The following is a 19,313-nucleotide window of genomic DNA, read 5'->3' as shown; positions in this document are numbered from 1 at the left end:
GTTATTCAGGACAGCAGTCCCTTTTCACCATTAACCTTAAGCTGATTATTTGCCACGGATCTCAAACAATGGGCTTTGACCGGCAACAACAGAGCTGCCTGCCAATACCGAGATACCGGCATAATCATCAATATTGCTCACCACAACCGGGCTAATCATTGAGCGCGCATTGGCGTTCAGATAAGCCAAGTCCAGTTCCAACACCGGTTGACCAGCAACGACAGTGGCTCCCTCATCGACCAGACGAGCAAAGCCCTGACCGTTCAGTTTTACCGTATCAATCCCGATATGAACCACAATTTCAGCGCCGGTTTCAGTTTCCAGACAGAATGCATGGTCAGTATTGAAGATTTTAACGATAGTCCCGTTCGCCGGAGAAACCACCATTTTATCAGTAGGACGGATGGCAACACCCTCACCGACTGCTTTGCTGGCAAAAGCTTCATCAGGAACTTGATCCAGTGCGACAACATCACCGGTAATAGGTGAAACCAGTACCAGAGAAGCGGTCTTAGTGGTGTTAATAACTGCCTGAGGCTTGGCTGCTGCTGGTGCCACAGAACTGCTGGCGGCAGGAACCGAACCACTTGCCAACACCGTACGCATTGCCGAAGCAATCAATTCTGCGCGGGTACCTACAATGATTTGCACACTTTGTTTATTCAGACGAATGACACCTGACGCACCTAAGCGTTTGGCAACACTGTCATTAACCTGGGCAGAATCTTTTACGTTCAGACGCAGACGAGTGATGCAGGCATCAATGCCAGTCAGGTTATCTGAACCACCGATAGCGCCAATATAGCGACGCGCCAGCCCGTTGATTTCACTTTCGTTCACTGCTGGGGTGTTATCAACATTGACGTCATAACCATCTTCTTCACTGCCTTCAACTGCCAATTCACGCCCAGGTGTCAGCAAGTTGAATTTCTGGATGGTGAAACGGAACACCACGTAGTAAATGGCGAAGAACACCAAACCTTGTGGGATAAGCATGTACCACTGTGTGGCTAACGGGTTGCGAGAAGAGAGCACCATATCCACTAAACCGGCGCTGAAACCAAAGCCGGCAATCCAATGCATGCTGGCAGCAATGAACACCGAAATACCGGTCAGCACGGCGTGCAAGAAGTACAGCACGGGTGCGACAAACATGAAGGAGAATTCAAGTGGTTCGGTAATACCGGTGAAGAAGGCTGCAAATGCACCCGCCAACATGATACCGGCCACTTTCGCTCTATTTTCAGGACGCGCGCAGTGATAAATCGCCAACGCCGCACCAGGTAAACCAAACATCATGATTGGGAAGAAGCCAGCCTGATAACGGCCAGTGATACCCACAACAGCTTTACCAGAATCGATAGATTGTTGGCCACCGAGGAAGTTAGGAATATCGTTAATACCAGCAACGTCAAACCAGAACACTGAGTTCAGGGCATGGTGCAGGCCGACTGGGATAAGCAAGCGGTTGAAGAAGGCATAGATACCCGCCCCCACTGAACCCATATCTTTGATATATTCGCCGAAGGTCACCAGTGCGTTATAAATCAGTGGCCAAACGTACATCAGAATGAAGGCAACCACGATCATCAGGAAAGACGTCAGAATTGGAACCAGACGGCGGCCGCTGAAGAAGGAGAGTGCTTTTGGCAATTCAACGCTGCTAAAGCGGTTGTACAACTCAGCAGAGATAATACCCACCAGAATACCCACGAACTGGTTGTTGATTTTACCAAAAGCTGCCGGAACCTGATCAACCGGGATCTTTTGAATCATCGACACCGCAGCAGGCGAGCACAGCGTGGTTAATACCAGGAAACCTACAAAGCCGGTCAGTGCAGCCGCACCGTCTTTGTCTTTTGACATACCGTAAGCAACACCAATTGCGAACAGCACGGACATGTTGTCGATAATCGCCGCACCGGATTTGATAAATAATGCCGCCAGTGCATTATCACCCCCCCAGCTTACCGGATCGATCCAATAGCCTACGCCCATCAGTATCGCGGCTGCTGGCAGTGTGGCCACTGGGACCATCAAGGCCCGGCCCACTTTTTGTAAGTAACTAAGAATATTCACCTTTCCCCCTATTCGTCCGCTATCGGACCCTTTAAGTAGTTTATTTATTTGATTCACTACCTTTTAGAAAAACGCATGGCACATCTTTAATTTATTCACGGCATGTATTACTCATTGCGGAGTGTAAAAAAATTATTTCGTAACGCAAATTAAAACCCCCTATTTTGTGATAAACGTCACCAAAAAACAGTCAAAAAGCACCAATGCACTAGCCATAACACAAAACTTATTTTATCATTCGAAAAATGAACAAAGTATTGTACCAGCGCATGAGTCAAAATCTGAGTTACGCTTAGCTGAATGATTCAATCCGCGTAGAGTATAGCCACTATTAGCAATCAAAGAGGTGCAAGATGAGACTTATCCCACTGAAAAACACCACAGAAGTTGGTAAATGGGCAGCACGTCATATCGTTAGCCGTATCAACGCATTTAAACCAACCGCTGATCGCCCATTTGTTCTGGGGCTGCCAACTGGCGGCACACCGATGGAAGCGTATAAGCACTTGGTTGCGATGCACAAAGCCGGTGAAGTGAGTTTCAAAAATGTGGTCACTTTCAACATGGATGAATATGTTGGGCTGCCACAAGAACATCCCGAAAGTTACTACACCTTCATGCACTCCAATTTCTTCGATCATGTTGATATCCCAGCCGAGAACATCAACCTGTTAAATGGCAACGCGCCAGATATCGATGAAGAATGTCGTCGTTACGAAGAAAAAATTAAGTCTTACGGTAAAATTAACCTGTTTATGGGTGGCGTGGGCGTTGACGGTCACATCGCATTTAATGAACCGGCATCGTCTTTAGCATCCCGTACCCGTATCAAAACGCTGACGCAAGAAACCCGCATCGCTAACTCCCGCTTCTTTGGTGGTGATGCAAACCTCGTGCCGAAATATGCGCTTACCGTAGGTGTAGGTACCTTGCTGGATGCGGAAGAAGTGATGATTCTGGTCACCGGCCACGGTAAAGCACAAGCCTTGCAAGCTGCGGTCGAAGGTAGCATCAACCACATGTGGACCATCAGTTGCCTGCAACTGCATGCCAAAGCCATCATGGTGTGTGATGAACCTTCCACTATGGAATTGAAGGTTAAAACTGTAAAATACTTCCACGAATTGGAAGCTGAAAATATCAAAGGTCTGTAACAGTCATCAGGGGGCTAAGATGTACGCTTTAACTCACGGCCGTATTTATACCAGCCACGAAGTACTGGATAATCATGCTGTTGTCGTGGCTGATGGATTGATCGAACGTATCTGTCCTGCCGATGAACTTCCGGCTGATATTGAGGTGCGCGATTTGGGTGGCGCCATTCTGGCCCCCGGTTTTATTGATGTGCAGTTAAATGGCTGCGGCGGCGTGCAATTCAATGATTCTCTCGAAGCTATCTCCGAAGAGACGTTGGATATCATGCAGCGCGCGAATGAAAAGTCTGGTTGCACCAGCTTCCTGCCAACACTCATCACATGTAGTGATGAGTTTATGAAGCACGGCATTAATGTCATGCGTTCATACCTGCAAAAAAACCAACATAAAGCGTTGGGTCTGCATCTGGAGGGGCCATATCTTAGCCCGCTCAAGAAAGGCACACATAACCCAGCGTTTATTCGCAAACCAACCGCAGAGATGATTGATTATCTGTGTGCAAATGCGGATGTGATTACCCAATTCACTCTGGCACCAGAGATGGTTGATGACAAATACATTCGCCAGTTGACTGAAGCCGGTATTCTGGTTTCAGCCGGTCACTCGAATGCCACTTATCAGCAAGCCCGCCAAGGCTTTGCGGCCGGTATCCGCTTTGCGACACATCTGTATAATGCCATGCCATACATCACCGGGCGTGAACCCGGCCTGATCGGAGCGATTTTTGATACGCCGGAAATCTACACCGGGGTGATAGCAGATGGCCTGCATGTCGACTGGGCCAATATCCGCAACGCAAAACGCCTGAAAGGTGACAAGCTGGTACTGGTAACTGATGCTACCGCTCCGGCCGGTGCTGAAATTGATCAATTTATTTTTGCTGGCAAAACAATATACTATCGCGATGGTTTATGTGTGGATGAGAATGGCACATTAAGCGGTTCAGCACTGACGATGATCGAAGCGGTACAAAATAGTGTGGAACACGTTGGCATCGCACTGGACGAAACATTGCGTATGGCGACACTGTATGCGGCCCGCGCTATCGGCGTGGATAAGCAGTTAGGGAGTATTGAAGTCGGCAAAGTGGCCAACCTGACTGCCTTTACCCGCGATTATAAAATCACTAAAACCATCGTTAACGGTAACGAGGTTTTAAAATAAGCGAGTAATTTTATTGATGAGCACCGGCGGACAGTCACAAATTGGTAATGTGGATCTTGTGAAACAACTCAATGGTGCCGTTGTTTACCGGCTTATTGATCAGCAAGGCCCTATCTCGCGCATTCAGATTGCCGATCTCAGCCAACTCGCCCCCGCCAGTGTCACCAAAATTACGCGTCAGCTGCTGGAACGGGGGCTTATCAAGGAAGTTGATCAGCAAGCCTCTACCGGCGGTCGCCGTGCTATATCTATAGTGACAGAAAACCGCCAGTTCCATACCATTGCGGTGCGTCTGGGCCGCCATGATGCAACTATTACCCTGTTTGATATGAGCGGTAAATCACTGGGTGAAGAACATTATTCGCTACCTGAACGCACGCAAGAAACGCTGGAACACGCGCTGTTTACTATTATCAGCCAGTTTATTGAAGCCTATCAGCGCAAATTGCGTGAGCTGATTGCCATTGCGGTTATCCTCCCAGGTCTGGTTGAACCGCACAAAGGTATCGTGCGCTATATGCCCCATATCAGTGTCAGCAACTGGCCATTAGTCGAAAATCTGCAAAATCGTTTTAATGTCACCAGTTTTGTTGGCCACGATATTCGCAGTTTGGCGCTGGCGGAGCACTACTTTGGTGCAACTCGTGACTGTGAAGACTCCATATTGGTTCGTCTGCACCGTGGTACCGGTGCGGGTATTATCGTTAACAGCCAGATATTCTTGGGCAGTAACGGTAACGTGGGTGAAATCGGCCATATCCAGATTGACCCATTGGGTGAACGCTGTTATTGCGGCAATTTTGGCTGCCTGGAAACGGTTGCCTCCAATGCCGCCATTGAAAATCGAGTGCGCCACCTGCTCGCTCAGGGCTACCCAAGCAAATTAACGTTGGATGATTGTCATATCGGCGCTATCTGCAAAGCGGCTAACCGGGGTGACTTGCTGGCAAGCGAAGTGATTGAACACGTGGGCCGCTATCTGGGCAAAGCCATTTCTATCGCCATCAACTTATTTAATCCGCAAAAAGTCGTTATTGCGGGTGAAATCATTGAAGCCGATAAAATCCTACTGCCAGCCATTCAGAGTTGCATCAATACACAAGTATTGAAAAACTTCCGCCTGAATCTGCCTATCGTGACGTCGCAGCTTGATCATCAGTCTGCAATTGGTGCTTTTGCTCTGGCTAAGCGCGCCATGTTGAACGGTGTATTATTGCAACGCCTGCTGGAAAGCTAACGCGTAGATGCAAATAAGGCAACGGCAGGGGTAAACGCCTTATCGGTCATGTTATAGTGGACCATTGCCGTGCAAAAATGAGTAATATAATACCCTTCTGACTTGAGGCTGCTGCTCTCACTGACCCGAATACTGACCAGCGTCAGCGCATCGGGATGCACTCATTTGCTGCCTAACTGTAACTCCAATTAATTTGGGTTTAACCATGACAATTAAAAGCGTTATTTGCGATATCGATGGTGTGTTGTTACATGATAATAAAGCGATACCGGGCGCTAACGACTTTCTGGCCCGGATCCAAAATGCCGGAATGCCGCTGGTTATTCTGACCAACTATCCGTCACAAACCGCGCAGGATCTGGCTAACCGCTTCAGTTCTGCTGGGTTGGACGTACCAGAAAGCGCCTTTTATACCTCGGCGATGGCCACTGCCGACTTCCTGCGCAATCAGGAAGGTAAAAAAGCCTATGTTGTGGGTGAAGGTGCATTAGTACACGAACTCTATAAAGCTGGCTTTACTATCACCGATATCAATCCTGACTTTGTGATTGTCGGTGAAACCCGGTCCTACAACTGGGACATGATGCATAAAGCCGCCTATTTTGTCGCCAATGGTGCGCGTTTTATTGCCACCAACCCCGATAGCCACGGGCACGGGTTTGCTCCGGCGTGTGGCGCATTGTGCGCACCTATTGAGAAAATCTCCGGTCGCAAGCCGTTTTATGTGGGCAAGCCCAGCCCGTGGATCATTCGCGCGGCGCTGAATAAAATGCATGCCCATTCAGAAAGCACGGTGATTGTCGGTGATAACCTACGTACCGATATTCTGGCCGGTTTCCAGGCTGGGTTGAAAACGATTTTGGTCCTGTCCGGTGTTTCAACGCTAACAGATATTGAAGCCATGCCATTTCGCCCGAACTACGTTTTCTCTTCCGTGGTTGATATCAATATTATCTAATCTCTATTGGCGGTCATGTCATGGCCGCCACTCTCTTTTTTGCCCCCTCCTCCTTTAGCGCTATGCCTTTTTTTAGTGCAGTGCACCAAAGTTTCTTGCCATTACGCCCTATTTTGGCGCATTTTCTTTTATAGCCTTCGTCCTTGAAGCTGCTGGGGTGTTAGCTGGGTTCACTCACCCGAATCACTTGGCTGAGTTAAGCTCATCGGGACTGACTCGCTGGCTGCCTGCCTGCAACGTCAAGTGCTTTGGGTATAGGTACCCATTGCCGTACCAACCATTGCACCAAAATAATAGCGCTGTGAATTGGCGTATAAATTGCATGTATTTCTCACATCTAGTTTAGAAATAATTTGGATGACTGCATCGTCATGGGGCATAACTTGCATCACTCATAAGCAAGTGTGAAAAAACAGATCCAGCGATGAACGACTCAAATTCAACATCATCACCGCCAAAGCAGAGAAGTTAGGGAGATTATTATGTGTTCTATTTTCGGGGTCCTCGACCTTAAAACCGACCCCATTGAGTTACGTAAAAAAGCGCTGGAAATGTCACGTTTAATGCGCCATCGTGGCCCGGATTGGTCTGGTGTGTGGGCAAATGATAAAGCCATTCTCGCCCATGAACGTTTGTCTATCGTTGACGTCAATACCGGAGCCCAGCCCCTGTTTAATGCGGCCCACACGCATATTCTGGCCGTTAACGGTGAAATCTATAATCATCAGGCATTACGTCAGCAATATGGTGACCGTTACGCGTTTCAAACCGGCTCAGATTGTGAAGTGATTCTGGCGTTGTATCAGGAAAAAGGCCCAGAATTCCTTGATGACCTGCAAGGTATGTTCGCTTTCGTCCTGTACGATACAGAAAAAGATGCCTATCTGATTGGCCGTGACCATTTGGGGATTATCCCGCTGTATATGGGCCATGATGAAAACGGCAACATGTTTGTTGCTTCAGAGATGAAAGCATTAGTACCGGTGTGCCGCACCATTAAAGAGTTCCCAGCGGGCAGCTATCTGTGGAGTAAAGAGGGTGAGATTCGCGAATACTATCATCGCGATTGGTTTGATTTCGACAACGTCAAAGACAATGTAACTGACAAAGTTCAGTTGGCTAACGCGTTAGAAGAAGCGGTAAAAAGCCACTTGATGTCTGACGTGCCTTACGGTGTATTGCTGTCCGGCGGTCTGGACTCTTCCGTTATCTCTGCTATCACCAAAAAATTTGCCGCCCGTCGTGTCGAAGACGATGAGCGCAGTGAAGCCTGGTGGCCACAACTGCACTCCTTTGCAGTAGGTCTGATTGGCTCACCGGATTTACGTGCTGCGAAAGAAGTCGCCAACCATTTAGGTACCGTGCACCATGAAATTCATTTCACCGTGCAAGAAGGTTTGGATGCTATCCGTGATGTGATTTATCACATTGAAACCTATGATGTCACCACCATCCGCGCCTCAACACCAATGTATCTGATGTCGCGTAAAATCAAAGCGATGGGGATCAAGATGGTGCTATCTGGCGAAGGGTCTGACGAAGTGTTCGGCGGCTACCTCTACTTCCACAAAGCACCAAATGCGAAAGAATTGCATGAAGAGACTGTGCGTAAATTGCTGGCCCTGCACATGTATGACTGTGCGCGTGCCAACAAAGCGATGTCTGCCTGGGGTGTTGAGGCCCGCGTCCCCTTCCTGGATAAGAACTTCCTCGATGTTGCGATGCGTATCAATCCGCAGGACAAAATGTGTGGTAATGGCAAAATGGAAAAACATGTCCTGCGTGAATGTTTTGAATCTTACCTACCACACAGCGTTGCATGGCGTCAGAAAGAACAATTCTCTGATGGTGTCGGCTATAGCTGGATTGACACACTAAAAGAGAAAGCCGCAGAGCAAGTCACTGATCAACAGATGGAAACTGCCCACTTCCGTTTCCCATACAACACGCCATCGTCAAAAGAAGGTTACTTGTATCGCGAAATTTTTGAAGAGCTGTTCCCGCTGCCAAGTGCCGCTGAATGTGTCCCTGGTGGCCCATCAGTCGCCTGTTCATCAGCAAAAGCCATCGAGTGGGATGAATCATTCAAAAGTATGGATGACCCTTCCGGCCGTGCGGTTGGCGTGCATCAGGACGCTTATAAATAATTGAATGTGATGGTCTGCCTATATTGACTGTCCAATCTCAAGGCTGCCCTAGGGTAGCCTTGTTTTTTGCTGGCAAATTCAACAATTAATCACCATAAGTGCTGCTTTAATCACCAGACTGTTCACAAGCCACACAAACGAACCCTTTCAGCGCTTTTTTGGGAAAAAATTAGTTGACGCAATTCGGCCATATACGCATAATGCGCCCCGCAACGCCGATGAAGGTAATGCGGAAAAAGATGGCTACGTAGCTCAGCTGGTTAGAGCACAGCACTCATAATGCTGGGGTCACAGGTTCGATTCCCGTCGTAGCCACCATCTTTTTTGCGGGAGTGGCGAAATTGGTAGACGCACTAGATTTAGGTTCTAGCGCCGCAAGGTGTGCGAGTTCAAGTCTCGCCTCCCGCACCATTATTCGTTCATCGGTTTGTCACAGCGGATGGGATATCGCCAAGCGGTAAGGCACCAGGTTTTGATCCTGGCATTCCCAGGTTCGAATCCTGGTATCCCAGCCATCTTTTTTTTGGATGGATAGCTGTAAGGCAAGAGAGTTGTCATATAAAAAAGAATTGTATTTCAGTTGGGATATCGCCAAGCGGTAAGGCACCAGGTTTTGATCCTGGCATTCCCAGGTTCGAATCCTGGTATCCCAGCCATACAACTTCTCAAGATTAAAGATTTAAAGATGGCTACGTAGCTCAGCTGGTTAGAGCACAGCACTCATAATGCTGGGGTCACAGGTTCGATTCCCGTCGTAGCCACCATCTTTTGGGGTATCGCCAAGCGGTAAGGCACTGGATTCTGATTCCAGCATTCCGAGGTTCGAATCCTCGTACCCCAGCCAAATTTAGAAAAGCTCGCTTCGGCGGGCTTTTTGCATTCTGGGATTTCACTATATTCCCTCTTATTGAGTCCGATGTCTCAAGTCCAGGTTGGATTAGGTTTCGATTGATGGTTGAGGCGACAAAGCCCGCAAAGAGAACAGATCGAATTTCAACCGAAACCAGCTCCGAACTGTCCCAAATATTAACTATTGAACTCAAAAAAAAACAGATCCCCCCTACAGCCCCAATGCATATCTCAACGCATGTTCTTTCAATTTGCCCGCGCGCTGAGCGGCTATCAACGCCAGATTCCGTACGAATTTCACCGGTGGCAGATCATTGCTGAATGTGGTGTAAAACACATCCATACCACTTTGCATAATCAGATTATCAGTGCGGCGGCGGCGTTGATAACGCAGTAATACCCGCTCGCTGTGCCACGGTTCTGCCCGTTCACGCGCTTGATTTAGCACCTCCAACAGCGCATCGACATCGCGATATCCCAGATTCACCCCCTGCCCGGCCAGTGGATTAATGGTATGGGCTGCATCCCCGAGTAAGACCAATCCCGGCTGTACATAACGTTGTGCATGGCGACGCACTAGCGGGAAAGAGCCAGCAGCAATCGCTTTGACAGCCCCCAAACGTGATGGGAAAGCCTTGGCAATTTCCTGATTCAACTGTGCCATCGGCAGCGCCTGAAGCTGACGAATACGCTGCGGGCTGTCGTACCAGACCAATGATGCCCACTGGCCAAATAGCGGTAAGAAAGCACGCGGCCCCGTTGGGAAAAACTGCTGCCAGGTGGTGTCTTGCTGAGCTGTATCCGTCTCTACCGTAATTAACATGCAAGACTGGCGATACTGCCAGCCATTGGTGCCGATACCGGCTAACCGTCGTACCAGAGAGTTGGCACCATCAGCACCTATCACTAAACGGCCCTGTATCTGTTGCTGAGCGTCTAACGTGATTTGCCAGCACTCATCTACTCTAACCATAGTTTGCAGCCGTGACGGGCACAGCAACGTTAAATTGGGGCACTCCGCTATCTGTTGCCATAATGCCAACTGCAAAATCCGGTTCTCAACCATAAACCCCAGCTCAGGCAAAGAGAGCGAGGCGGCATCAAACACCACCTGTGAACCGGGCTGCTCCCAGGTCTCCAACCGACGATAAGGTGCATAACGCATCTGCTGTACCTGCGGCCAGACACCGAGCTGTTTCAGCAACGATACCGAAGTGCAGCCGATAGCGGAAACCCGTAAATCGGGGGCACTGCTGGCATCAAACGGGGTGGGTGCTTCATGCTCGAGTAACGCGACTGACAAGCCTGTTTGTGCCAGCCCAAGCGCGGCAGCAGCACCGACCATACCGCCCCCCACCACCACAACATCATAATTTGGTTGCGATTTATTCATTTTGGCCATTCTTTAAAAGTTAAAATAACATCCATACTTTATCTGCCCTCAGTGTACCGGATTTTTCATCACCCCACAGAATAACTAAGCCGAACTGCGGTGGTCATCGCAACTGCAAATGACTACAATACCCCGCAACTAGTGAGCCTTTGCGCCTGGCGAACACATGGATCACCGCACCGCGCGATGTGACATTTATGATGAATTTTTGATGGTAGATAAGCCATGACGAAAAAACTGCATATTAAAACCTGGGGCTGCCAGATGAATGAATATGATTCATCTAAAATGGCAGATTTGCTGGCCAGCACCCATGGCTACCAGTTGACAGAGATCCCGGAAGAAGCCGATTTACTGCTACTGAATACCTGTTCAATTCGCGAAAAAGCACAAGAAAAAGTGTTCAGCCTGCTGGGCCATTGGAAGCTCCTGAAAGAAAAGAATCCCAATCTGATTATTGGTGTCGGTGGATGTGTAGCATCACAGGAAGGCGAACATCTGCGCCAACGCGCGCCCTGTGTTGATGTCATTTTCGGGCCGCAAACCCTGCATCGCCTGCCAGAAATGATTAACCACGTCCAAGGCACGCACAGTTCGGTGGTAGATATCAGCTTCCCTGAGATTGAAAAGTTTGATCGGCTGCCAGAGCCGCGTGCTGAAGGCCCGACCGCGTTCGTGTCTATCATGGAAGGATGCAATAAATATTGTACCTTCTGCGTGGTGCCTTACACTCGTGGCGAAGAGATCAGCCGCCCAAGTGACGATATTCTGTTTGAAATTGCACAGTTAGCGTCCCAAGGGGTGCGGGAAGTGAATCTGCTCGGCCAGAATGTCAATGCCTATCGCGGTGCCACCTATGACGGCGATATCTGTAGTTTTGCCGAGTTATTGCGACTGGTTGCCGCCATTGACGGTATCGATCGCATTCGCTTTACCACCAGCCATCCGATCGAGTTTACCGACGATATCATCGATGTTTATCGCGATACGCCAGAACTGGTGAGTTTTCTGCATCTGCCAGTGCAAAGTGGTTCCGACCGAATTTTAACCATGATGAAACGCGCCCACACCGCACTGGAGTACAAAGCTATCATCCGCAAACTGCGGCAGGCGCGGCCAGATATCCAGATAAGTTCCGATTTTATTATCGGTTTCCCTGGTGAAACTCAGCAGGATTTTGCACAAACCATCAAGCTGGTCGCGGAGATTCATTTCGATACCAGTTACAGCTTTATTTACTCTCCACGCCCTGGCACACCCGCGGCAGAGCTACCAGACGATGTCAGTGAAGAGGAGAAAAAACAGCGACTGCATATTTTGCAACAGCGTATCACTCAGCAGGCCATGGAAATCAGCCGCGAGATGGTTGGCAGTGTGCAACGTATTCTGGTAGAAGGCCCCTCCCGTAAAAGTGCGATGGAGCTGGCTGGGCGTACCGAAAATAACCGGGTGGTGAATTTTGAAGGTACACCAGAGATGATTGGCAAATTCGTTGATGTCGAAATTGTAGACGTTTATGCCAGTTCACTGCGCGGTATTTTGCAGCGAACCGAAGACCAGATGGCGCTACGGGTTCATGAATCGCCACAATCGGTCATTGCGCGGACCCGAAAAGAAAATGAGATTGGCGTGGGGCTGTATCAACCCTGACCATAGTTGTTCGAGTTGACTCGCATTAGCAGGCGCTGCATTGTCAGTGCCTGTTTTATTTTAGTGGGCTGCTGCGCAGATTCGTACTTTTTAAGTTGCACCTCCAGAGGGTCGCTACTTGAATAGAGCGTGAAAGCACGGATTGATAAGTAAACTTGCGTCAGCACCATGCACCATGAATAATTCTTAAATGACATGTATGATTGACGTTATATGCCCAAGGCCATTTCCAGTACGAAAGGTATAATCGGGTATCAGACAAATAATATCCGTGAATGATATATCCAGAGGAACACAGTGACTCAGAGAAATAGTTTGCACGTAGTGACACAAGAAATCTTGCTAGAGCCCACCGACAATCAGCGTTTGTTGAGTCTGTGCGGCCCTTTTGATGACAACATCAAGCAGTTGGAGCGCCGGTTAGGTATTGAAATTAATCGCCGAGACAACCGTTTCAAGTTAGTCGGTAAGAATATCTGCGTTGTTGCAGCGGCAGATATCCTGCGCCATCTGTATGTTGACACCGCCCCCATTCGGGGTGTTACCCCAGAGATATCCCCGGAAGATATCCACCTTGCGGTGAAAGAGAGTCATGTATTGGAGCAAACGGCACAGAGCGTGCCCGATTACGGAAAAGCCGTGAATATCCGTACCAAGCGCGGCATGGTTAAACCGCGTACCCCCAATCAGGCGCAATACATCGCCAATATTCTTGATCACGATATTACCTTTGGGATTGGTCCTGCCGGGACCGGTAAAACCTATCTGGCGGTAGCCGCGGCAGTTGATGCTCTGGAACGCCAGAATGTGCGCCGTATCTTACTGACCCGCCCGGCCGTTGAAGCGGGCGAAAAATTGGGTTTCCTGCCCGGGGACCTGAGTCAGAAAGTCGATCCATACCTGCGCCCACTTTATGATGCACTGTTTGAAATGCTTGGCTTTGAGCGCGTTGAAAAATTGATCGAACGTAACGTGATTGAAGTGGCACCGCTGGCATATATGCGGGGCCGGACACTCAATGATGCCTTTATCATTCTGGATGAGAGCCAGAACACCACCATCGAACAGATGAAGATGTTTCTCACCCGTATGGGCTTTAACTCCAAGGCAGTTATTACCGGTGATGTGACGCAAACCGACTTACCGCGCCACCAAAAATCTGGCTTAAGTCATGCCATTGAAGTGCTGTCTGAGGTAGAAGAGCTGAGCTTTAACTTCTTCCATAGCGAAGATGTAGTGCGTCACCCCGTGGTGGCCCGTGTGGTTATTGCCTATGAGGCCTGGGAAGCGGCGGAACAAAAACGCAAAGAGACTATTGCCGAACAACGTAAGCGGGAAAACCATACCCCGTCTGAGCAGGAGGCTCCGTGAGCCAAGTTATACTCGATTTACAAATTGCCTGCGCCGATAGCCAGGGTTTACCTGCCGAAGCTGACTTTCAGCGTTGGCTGGAGGCGGTATTACCGCAGTTTCAAGACGTGGCAGAAGTGACCATTCGGTTGGTTGATGAAGCTGAAAGCCATGAGCTGAATCTAACCTATCGCGGTAAAGATAAACCGACCAATGTCTTGTCTTTTCCTTTTGAGGCCCCACCTGAAATTGAACTGCCACTATTGGGTGATTTAATCATTTGCCGTCAGGTGGTTGAACAAGAAGCTATCGAGCAAGAAAAAGCACTATTAGCTCATTGGGCGCATATGGTTGTTCACGGCAGTCTCCATCTGCTAGGGTATGACCACATCGTGGACGATGAAGCAGAAGAAATGGAGTCAATCGAAACTGAAATTATGCAAAGTCTGGGTTATCCAGATCCGTATATTTCGGAGAAAGACCCCGAATAAACCCATCATATCGGGTGTTATAATGCCCTGTTAGTCGGGGAAAACTGTCGGCGGTGTGAGTCTACTGCTGCCGATAAAATATAATCTTTACCCAACGTTATTGGAATTGCAGGTAGGCGGCAAGCAAACCTCGCTAGCCCCTACGGCATCAGATACAAGGGTATAACATGAGTAAACTTAACTAAAACGCCATGAGCGACGACCACTCACAAAACAACGATAGCCCCAGTCCCAAGAAAGGGTTCTTTACTCTTATCCTTAACCAGTTATTTCACGGTGAACCTAAAAACCGTGGTGATTTGGTAGAGCTTATCCGTGATTCTGAACAAAACGATCTGATCGATCCCGATACCCGTGACATGCTGGAAGGCGTGATGGATATTGCCGAGCAGCGCGTGCGGGACATCATGATCCCCCGTTCTCAAATGGTCACATTAAAGCGTAACCAAACGCTGGATGAGTGTTTGGATGTGATTATTGAATCTGCTCACTCCCGCTTTCCGGTGATTAGCGAAGATAAAGATCACATCGAAGGTATCCTGATGGCCAAGGATTTGTTGCCGTTTATGCGCACCGACTCCGAGCCATTTAGTATTGATAAAGTGTTACGGACGGCGGTTGTAGTGCCAGAAAGTAAGCGTGTCGATCGGATGCTGAAGGAGTTCCGTTCCCAGCGCTACCACATGGCCATTGTCATTGATGAGTTTGGTGGCGTTTCAGGGCTGGTGACCATTGAAGATATTCTTGAGCTGATCGTTGGCGAAATAGAAGATGAGTATGACGATGAAGAAGACAGAGATGTGCGTCAACTCAGCAAGCATACCTATACCATTCGTGCGCTGACGCAAATTGAAGATTTCAATGAAGTGTTCAATACCCATTTCAGCGACGATGAGGTTGACACCATTGGTGGCTTGGTAATGCAGGCATTTGGCCATTTACCTGCCCGGGGTGAAACCATTGAAATTGAAGGTTACTTATTTAAAGTTGCCATGGCGGATAGCCGACGTATCATTCAGGTTCATGTAAAAATCCCGGATGATGCTCCGCAACCCAAACTGGAAGAATAAATCCTTGATGCCTATTGCTTCATATCTTCAACGCCAGTGGGTTCGCGCCCTACTGGCGCTATTTTTTGGTGCCTGCGGTACGCTGGCCTATTCACCGTTTGATTACTGGCCGGCAGCCATTGTTTCACTGTTTGGCTTACTCAGTCTAACCCTGAACCGTAATACCCGACAGTCCGCCTTTATTGGCTTTTGTTGGGGAATGGGGCTATTTGGTAGCGGTATTAACTGGGTCTATGTCAGTATTTCCGAGTTCGGCGGAATGCCAACGGCAATCAATATTTTCCTGGTGGTACTACTGGCGGCCTACCTATCGCTCTACACCCTGCTATTTGCCGGTGTGTTAGCGCGTCTCTGCCCAAAAGCGACATGGTGGCGGCTAGCGATTGCCGCACCGGTTGTATGGCAACTGACAGAATTCTTACGCGGCTGGGTGTTGACCGGCTTCCCGTGGCTGCAATTTGGCTACAGCCAGATTAATGGCCCGCTGCGTGGGATTGCCCCAATACTCGGGGTTGATGGCATCACCTTTGTACTGATGGCAATCAGTGGATTACTGGTCTACGCCTGCTATCAGCGCCGGGTGACTGCGGCAATAGTGGCGATGGCACTGTTATTGTTACCATGGCCACTGCGCCAAGTGCATTGGTTCACGCCAGAGCCGGAACGCGCTGTCAATATCGCCATGGTGCAAGGTAACATTGCTCAGTCCATGAAGTGGGACCCTAAAGTCCTGCTTTCGACCCTGCAAGTCTATCTGGATGAAACTCGCCCATTTATGGGCAAAGCGCCGATCATCATCTGGCCGGAATCTGCCATTCCTGATATTGAAACCGATCAAACCGGCTTCCTGACAATGGTTGATGATCTGATGCGAGCCAATCATAGCAGCTTGATCACGGGGATTGTCGATGCCCAGCGCCGGCCTGAAGGTCAAGGGTATCATTTCTTTAATAGCGTCATCGTCTTAGGCGATAAAGAACCGTATCAATATCCGAGCCGAAACCGTTACAGCAAACACCATCTGGTCCCATTTGGTGAATTTGTGCCGCTAGAATCCTTACTGCGTCCGCTGGCACCGCTGTTTGACCTACCGATGTCAACGTTCAGCCGTGGCAGTTATGTGCAACCATCGCTCAAGGTGGCAGGATATAACCTGACTGCGGCTATTTGTTATGAAATCGTGTTAGGCCAGCAGGTACGGGATAATTTCAATCCTGATACTAATTTCCTGCTGACCGTCTCGAATGATGCCTGGTTCGGCCACTCAATTGGGCCATGGCAACATTTCCAGATGGCACGGATGCGCGCGCTTGAATTGGGTCGCCCTCTGCTGCGTAGTACCAATAACGGTATCACTGCGGTGGTTGGCCCGAGCGGTGAAGTGCTCGCCCAGATCCCGCAATTTACCCAACAGGTGTTAGAGGCCAAAGTTACACCAACAACGGGCGTCACCCCCTATGCCCGTTTGGGTTCATGGCCGATGTGGATTATCACGCTGGTGCTTGGCGCCCTCACGCTGTACCGCGCGATCCGTAATCGTTCTGATAACAAATAACATAATATGTGGGCATGTTATCTGCATGCCCGTTAATCTTGAGAGCCTTATGTCACTGAAGCCTGAATTTATCCTCACCAGCGAAGCACAACTCAGCGAGCACTACGCCGCCCCCTTTGAAACCGTGTTGAAGAAACAAATAGATCACATTGATGATTACGCTAAAAAACTCATCGCGGCAGCCCCCTTCGCCGTACTGGGTACCCTCGGCGCCAATGGGATCGACTGCTCACCCAAAGGTGGGGAACCGGGTTTTATCCATGTACAGGACAGTAAAACCCTGATGCTACCAGACCGCCCGGGGAACAACCGCCTGGATGGTATCCGCAACCTGCTGCATAACCCCGCTATCGGTATCTTGTTCCTGATCCCCAACTGGGACGAAGGTTTTCGGGTGAATGGCCGAGCTAAGATTTCGGTCGATCCTGAACTGTGTGAGCGCTTTAGCCAAAATGGCCACCCCGCCCGCAGTGTGTTAGTGATCGAGGTTGATGAAGTGTTTATTCATTGTGGCCGCGCGATTACCTTTGCCAAGCTGTGGAATCCAGAAAAACACGCCGCAAAAGAGACCATTCCGACAGCATTGGATGTGTTTAAGGCCCATTTGGCTATCAACAACCAGCAATTAGGCTAACTGGCAGTAAAGCCGCTGTTTGGCGGCTGATTAATACCCACAACTCCCCGTGGGTATTCTATAGCTCTCAATTTGTAGAGCTATTATCCTCATCTCTTCGCCGCGACTGGCACAGACCTTGCATTGTTTCTAACCATTATGTGTTAACTCTCGGCCAATGCCCGCCAATCTTTTAGCCGTGGTCGGGGATTACCGCAACAAGTAGGGAACACAGCGTTTCAAATGCGGGATCACGATTATTTACACGCTCGTTTATAGGGCATAGCCCGCACCATAGAAGTGCATTGCTGTTTTATTGCCTCTATTTGGTGCGATTTGCGTCCCAAAAAACAAACATTTATTCATCATTCGCATAACATTTGGCTATTTTTTAAAGATAATCTGATACAAGTAACAGCGAAAACCACGTACCGGCCAACAAAACATCGGTGGTTGTACCGCTGAAACGAAACAAAACGATTTCTCGCCTGACGAGATTTAGCAACAACGTATTTTGAGCATCACAACATCAAGTAATAAAACAACAGCAAAGGAGTTGGACCATGCATATGCGTAAATTGGCGTTAGCGCTACTGTTAGCTGGGATGGCAAGTGGCGTAGCCCAAGCAGAAGAAGCGGCAGCACAACCCGCAGCGAAAGCTGAAGCCCAGGCTGATACTCTGAAAAAGATTAAAGACAGTGGCGTTATCGTAGTGGGTCACCGTGAATCTTCCGTTCCCTTCTCTTATTACGATAATCAGCAGAAAGTTGTTGGTTACGCACAAGATTATTCTAATCTGATCATTGATGCAGTTAAGAAAAAACTTAATGCTCCAGACTTACAGGTCAAACTGATCCCAATCACCTCGCAGAACCGTATTCCACTACTGCAAAACGGCACCTTTGACTTTGAGTGTGGTTCCACCACCAATAATCTGGAGCGTCAGCAACAAGCGGCGTTCAGTAATACCATTTTTGTCGTCGGTACCCGTTTACTGACCAAAAAAGGGTCTGAAGTTAAAGATTTCAAAGATTTGGCCGGTAAAGCAGTGGTTGTAACTTCAGGTACTACATCTGAAGTCCTGCTGAATAAGCTAAATGAAAAAGACAAAATGGATATGCGCATCATCAGCGCCAAAGACCACGGTGACTCTTTCCGCACCTTGGAAAGTGGCCGCGCAGTGGCCTTTATGATGGATGATGCTCTGCTAGCCGGTGAGCGAGCCAAAGCCAAGAAACCAGACCAATGGGATATCGTCGGTACTCCGCAGTCTCAGGAAGCTTACGGCTGTATGTTGCGCAAAAATGATCCGGCCTTTAAAGCCTTATTGGATGAAACCATTGCCAGTGCACAAACTTCTGGTGTGGCTGAAAAATCATTCGATCGCTGGTTCAAAAACCCAATTCCACCTAAAAATCTTAACCTGAATTTCTCACTGTCTGATGAAATGAAGGCGCTGTTCAAAGCACCTAACGATAAAGCATTGAACTAACAATAATAATCAGGGCGGGCGGTTGCCTGCTCGATTCGATTGATGATGGGCCGATTGGGATACAGGAAATGAATGCGGGGTGGCCGTTCCCCACTCCGCATTTTTTTGT

The 19,313-nt window shown here is 48.9% G+C and carries 14 protein-coding genes and 6 tRNA genes; 18 read left to right on the top strand and 2 right to left on the bottom strand.

Annotated elements, in window-relative coordinates; translation table 11 throughout:
* Positions 1-45: 45 nt before the first annotated feature.
* On the bottom strand, positions 46-2,079 hold the full coding sequence (gene nagE, locus V2A85_RS01345; protein WP_372558340.1) for an N-acetylglucosamine-specific PTS transporter subunit IIBC: 2,034 nt from the start codon (positions 2,077-2,079) through the stop codon (positions 46-48).
* Positions 2,080-2,432: 353 nt separating this feature from the next.
* Between nagE and nagB the strand changes: the two genes are divergently transcribed.
* The 11 genes from nagB (at position 2,433) to V2A85_RS01290 (ending at position 9,584) form a co-directional block, all read left to right on the top strand.
* Positions 2,433-3,233 (top strand): glucosamine-6-phosphate deaminase, encoded by an 801-nt coding sequence (gene nagB, locus V2A85_RS01340; protein ID WP_372558339.1) that lies wholly within the window; start codon positions 2,433-2,435, stop codon positions 3,231-3,233.
* 19 nt (positions 3,234-3,252) lie between these two features.
* The gene (gene nagA, locus V2A85_RS01335; protein WP_372558338.1) at positions 3,253-4,398 is read left to right on the top strand and encodes an N-acetylglucosamine-6-phosphate deacetylase; all 1,146 of its coding nucleotides are present in this window, start codon (positions 3,253-3,255) and stop codon (positions 4,396-4,398) included.
* Positions 4,399-4,414: 16 nt separating this feature from the next.
* The gene (nagC, locus tag V2A85_RS01330; RefSeq protein ID WP_193784698.1) at positions 4,415-5,635 is read left to right on the top strand and encodes a DNA-binding transcriptional regulator NagC; all 1,221 of its coding nucleotides are present in this window, start codon (positions 4,415-4,417) and stop codon (positions 5,633-5,635) included.
* 205 nt (positions 5,636-5,840) lie between these two features.
* Positions 5,841-6,593, top strand: a complete 753-nt coding sequence (locus V2A85_RS01325; RefSeq protein ID WP_032908027.1) for an HAD-IIA family hydrolase — start codon at positions 5,841-5,843, stop codon at positions 6,591-6,593.
* Positions 6,594-7,075: 482 nt separating this feature from the next.
* Positions 7,076-8,740, top strand: a complete 1,665-nt coding sequence (asnB, locus tag V2A85_RS01320) for an asparagine synthase B (RefSeq protein WP_005193277.1) — start codon at positions 7,076-7,078, stop codon at positions 8,738-8,740.
* A 241-nt stretch (positions 8,741-8,981) separates the two neighbouring features.
* Positions 8,982-9,058: transfer RNA gene (locus V2A85_RS01315), tRNA-Met, on the top strand.
* Between the two features lie 8 nt (positions 9,059-9,066).
* Positions 9,067-9,151 (top strand) — tRNA-Leu (locus tag V2A85_RS01310).
* A gap of 29 nt (positions 9,152-9,180) precedes the next feature.
* Positions 9,181-9,255: transfer RNA gene (locus tag V2A85_RS01305), tRNA-Gln, on the top strand.
* A gap of 66 nt (positions 9,256-9,321) precedes the next feature.
* Positions 9,322-9,396, top strand: a tRNA-Gln gene (locus V2A85_RS01300).
* 31 nt (positions 9,397-9,427) lie between these two features.
* Positions 9,428-9,504: transfer RNA gene (locus V2A85_RS01295), tRNA-Met, on the top strand.
* A 5-nt stretch (positions 9,505-9,509) separates the two neighbouring features.
* Positions 9,510-9,584: transfer RNA gene (locus tag V2A85_RS01290), tRNA-Gln, on the top strand.
* A gap of 216 nt (positions 9,585-9,800) precedes the next feature.
* Here V2A85_RS01290 and ubiF read toward each other — a convergent pair.
* A complete protein-coding gene (gene ubiF / locus V2A85_RS01285) occupies positions 9,801-10,982 on the bottom strand; it encodes a 3-demethoxyubiquinol 3-hydroxylase (protein ID WP_420070761.1) in 1,182 nt (393 codons plus the stop codon).
* 225 nt (positions 10,983-11,207) lie between these two features.
* Between ubiF and miaB the strand changes: the two genes are divergently transcribed.
* The 7 genes from miaB to V2A85_RS01250 all read left to right on the top strand — a co-directional run bounded on the left by miaB (position 11,208) and on the right by V2A85_RS01250 (position 19,204).
* Positions 11,208-12,632, top strand: a complete 1,425-nt coding sequence (gene miaB / locus V2A85_RS01280) for a tRNA (N6-isopentenyl adenosine(37)-C2)-methylthiotransferase MiaB (RefSeq protein ID WP_420070760.1) — start codon at positions 11,208-11,210, stop codon at positions 12,630-12,632.
* Between the two features lie 297 nt (positions 12,633-12,929).
* On the top strand, positions 12,930-14,003 hold the full coding sequence (locus tag V2A85_RS01275) for a PhoH family protein (protein WP_193784699.1): 1,074 nt from the start codon (positions 12,930-12,932) through the stop codon (positions 14,001-14,003).
* Positions 14,000-14,473 carry an rRNA maturation RNase YbeY gene (gene ybeY / locus V2A85_RS01270; RefSeq protein ID WP_083159651.1) on the top strand — a complete coding sequence of 158 codons (474 nt, stop codon included), beginning with the start codon at positions 14,000-14,002 and terminating at the stop codon, positions 14,471-14,473. Before V2A85_RS01275 ends, ybeY begins: the two co-directional genes overlap by 4 nt.
* A gap of 191 nt (positions 14,474-14,664) precedes the next feature.
* Complete coding sequence (gene corC, locus V2A85_RS01265) at positions 14,665-15,543, top strand: CNNM family magnesium/cobalt transport protein CorC (RefSeq protein WP_083159653.1); 879 nt, start codon at positions 14,665-14,667, stop codon at positions 15,541-15,543.
* Between the two features lie 7 nt (positions 15,544-15,550).
* Positions 15,551-17,098: an apolipoprotein N-acyltransferase gene (lnt, locus tag V2A85_RS01260; RefSeq protein WP_420070759.1), complete on the top strand. Its 1,548-nt coding sequence runs from the start codon at positions 15,551-15,553 to the stop codon at positions 17,096-17,098.
* A 49-nt stretch (positions 17,099-17,147) separates the two neighbouring features.
* Positions 17,148-17,732: an MSMEG_1061 family FMN-dependent PPOX-type flavoprotein gene (locus V2A85_RS01255; protein WP_372558333.1), complete on the top strand. Its 585-nt coding sequence runs from the start codon at positions 17,148-17,150 to the stop codon at positions 17,730-17,732.
* 542 nt (positions 17,733-18,274) lie between these two features.
* Positions 18,275-19,204: an amino acid ABC transporter substrate-binding protein gene (locus V2A85_RS01250; protein ID WP_083159659.1), complete on the top strand. Its 930-nt coding sequence runs from the start codon at positions 18,275-18,277 to the stop codon at positions 19,202-19,204.
* Positions 19,205-19,313: the final 109 nt, after the last annotated feature.

Source organism: Yersinia sp. 1252 StPb PI (genome assembly GCF_048593885.1).
GTDB classification, from domain to species: domain Bacteria; phylum Pseudomonadota; class Gammaproteobacteria; order Enterobacterales; family Enterobacteriaceae; genus Yersinia; species Yersinia enterocolitica_E.
Note: the sequence above shows the minus strand (reverse complement) of the source record. Positions and strands in the feature narration are given on the sequence as shown.

What these genes read in the sequence shown, in the direction of transcription:
- nagB (WP_372558339.1), top strand. Translation starts at nt 2,433, where the DNA reads ATGAGACTTATCCCACTGAAAAACACCACAGAAGTTGGTAAATGGGCA.
- nagA (WP_372558338.1), top strand. Translation starts at nt 3,253, where the DNA reads ATGTACGCTTTAACTCACGGCCGTATTTATACCAGCCACGAAGTACTG.
- nagC (WP_193784698.1), top strand. Translation starts at nt 4,415, where the DNA reads ATGAGCACCGGCGGACAGTCACAAATTGGTAATGTGGATCTTGTGAAA.
- V2A85_RS01325 (WP_032908027.1), top strand. Translation starts at nt 5,841, where the DNA reads ATGACAATTAAAAGCGTTATTTGCGATATCGATGGTGTGTTGTTACAT.
- asnB (WP_005193277.1), top strand. Translation starts at nt 7,076, where the DNA reads ATGTGTTCTATTTTCGGGGTCCTCGACCTTAAAACCGACCCCATTGAG.
- ubiF (WP_420070761.1), bottom strand. Translation starts at nt 10,982, where the DNA reads ATGAATAAATCGCAACCAAATTATGATGTTGTGGTGGTGGGGGGCGGT.
- miaB (WP_420070760.1), top strand. Translation starts at nt 11,208, where the DNA reads ATGACGAAAAAACTGCATATTAAAACCTGGGGCTGCCAGATGAATGAA.
- corC (WP_083159653.1), top strand. Translation starts at nt 14,665, where the DNA reads ATGAGCGACGACCACTCACAAAACAACGATAGCCCCAGTCCCAAGAAA.
- lnt (WP_420070759.1), top strand. Translation starts at nt 15,551, where the DNA reads ATGCCTATTGCTTCATATCTTCAACGCCAGTGGGTTCGCGCCCTACTG.
- V2A85_RS01255 (WP_372558333.1), top strand. Translation starts at nt 17,148, where the DNA reads ATGTCACTGAAGCCTGAATTTATCCTCACCAGCGAAGCACAACTCAGC.
- V2A85_RS01250 (WP_083159659.1), top strand. Translation starts at nt 18,275, where the DNA reads ATGCATATGCGTAAATTGGCGTTAGCGCTACTGTTAGCTGGGATGGCA.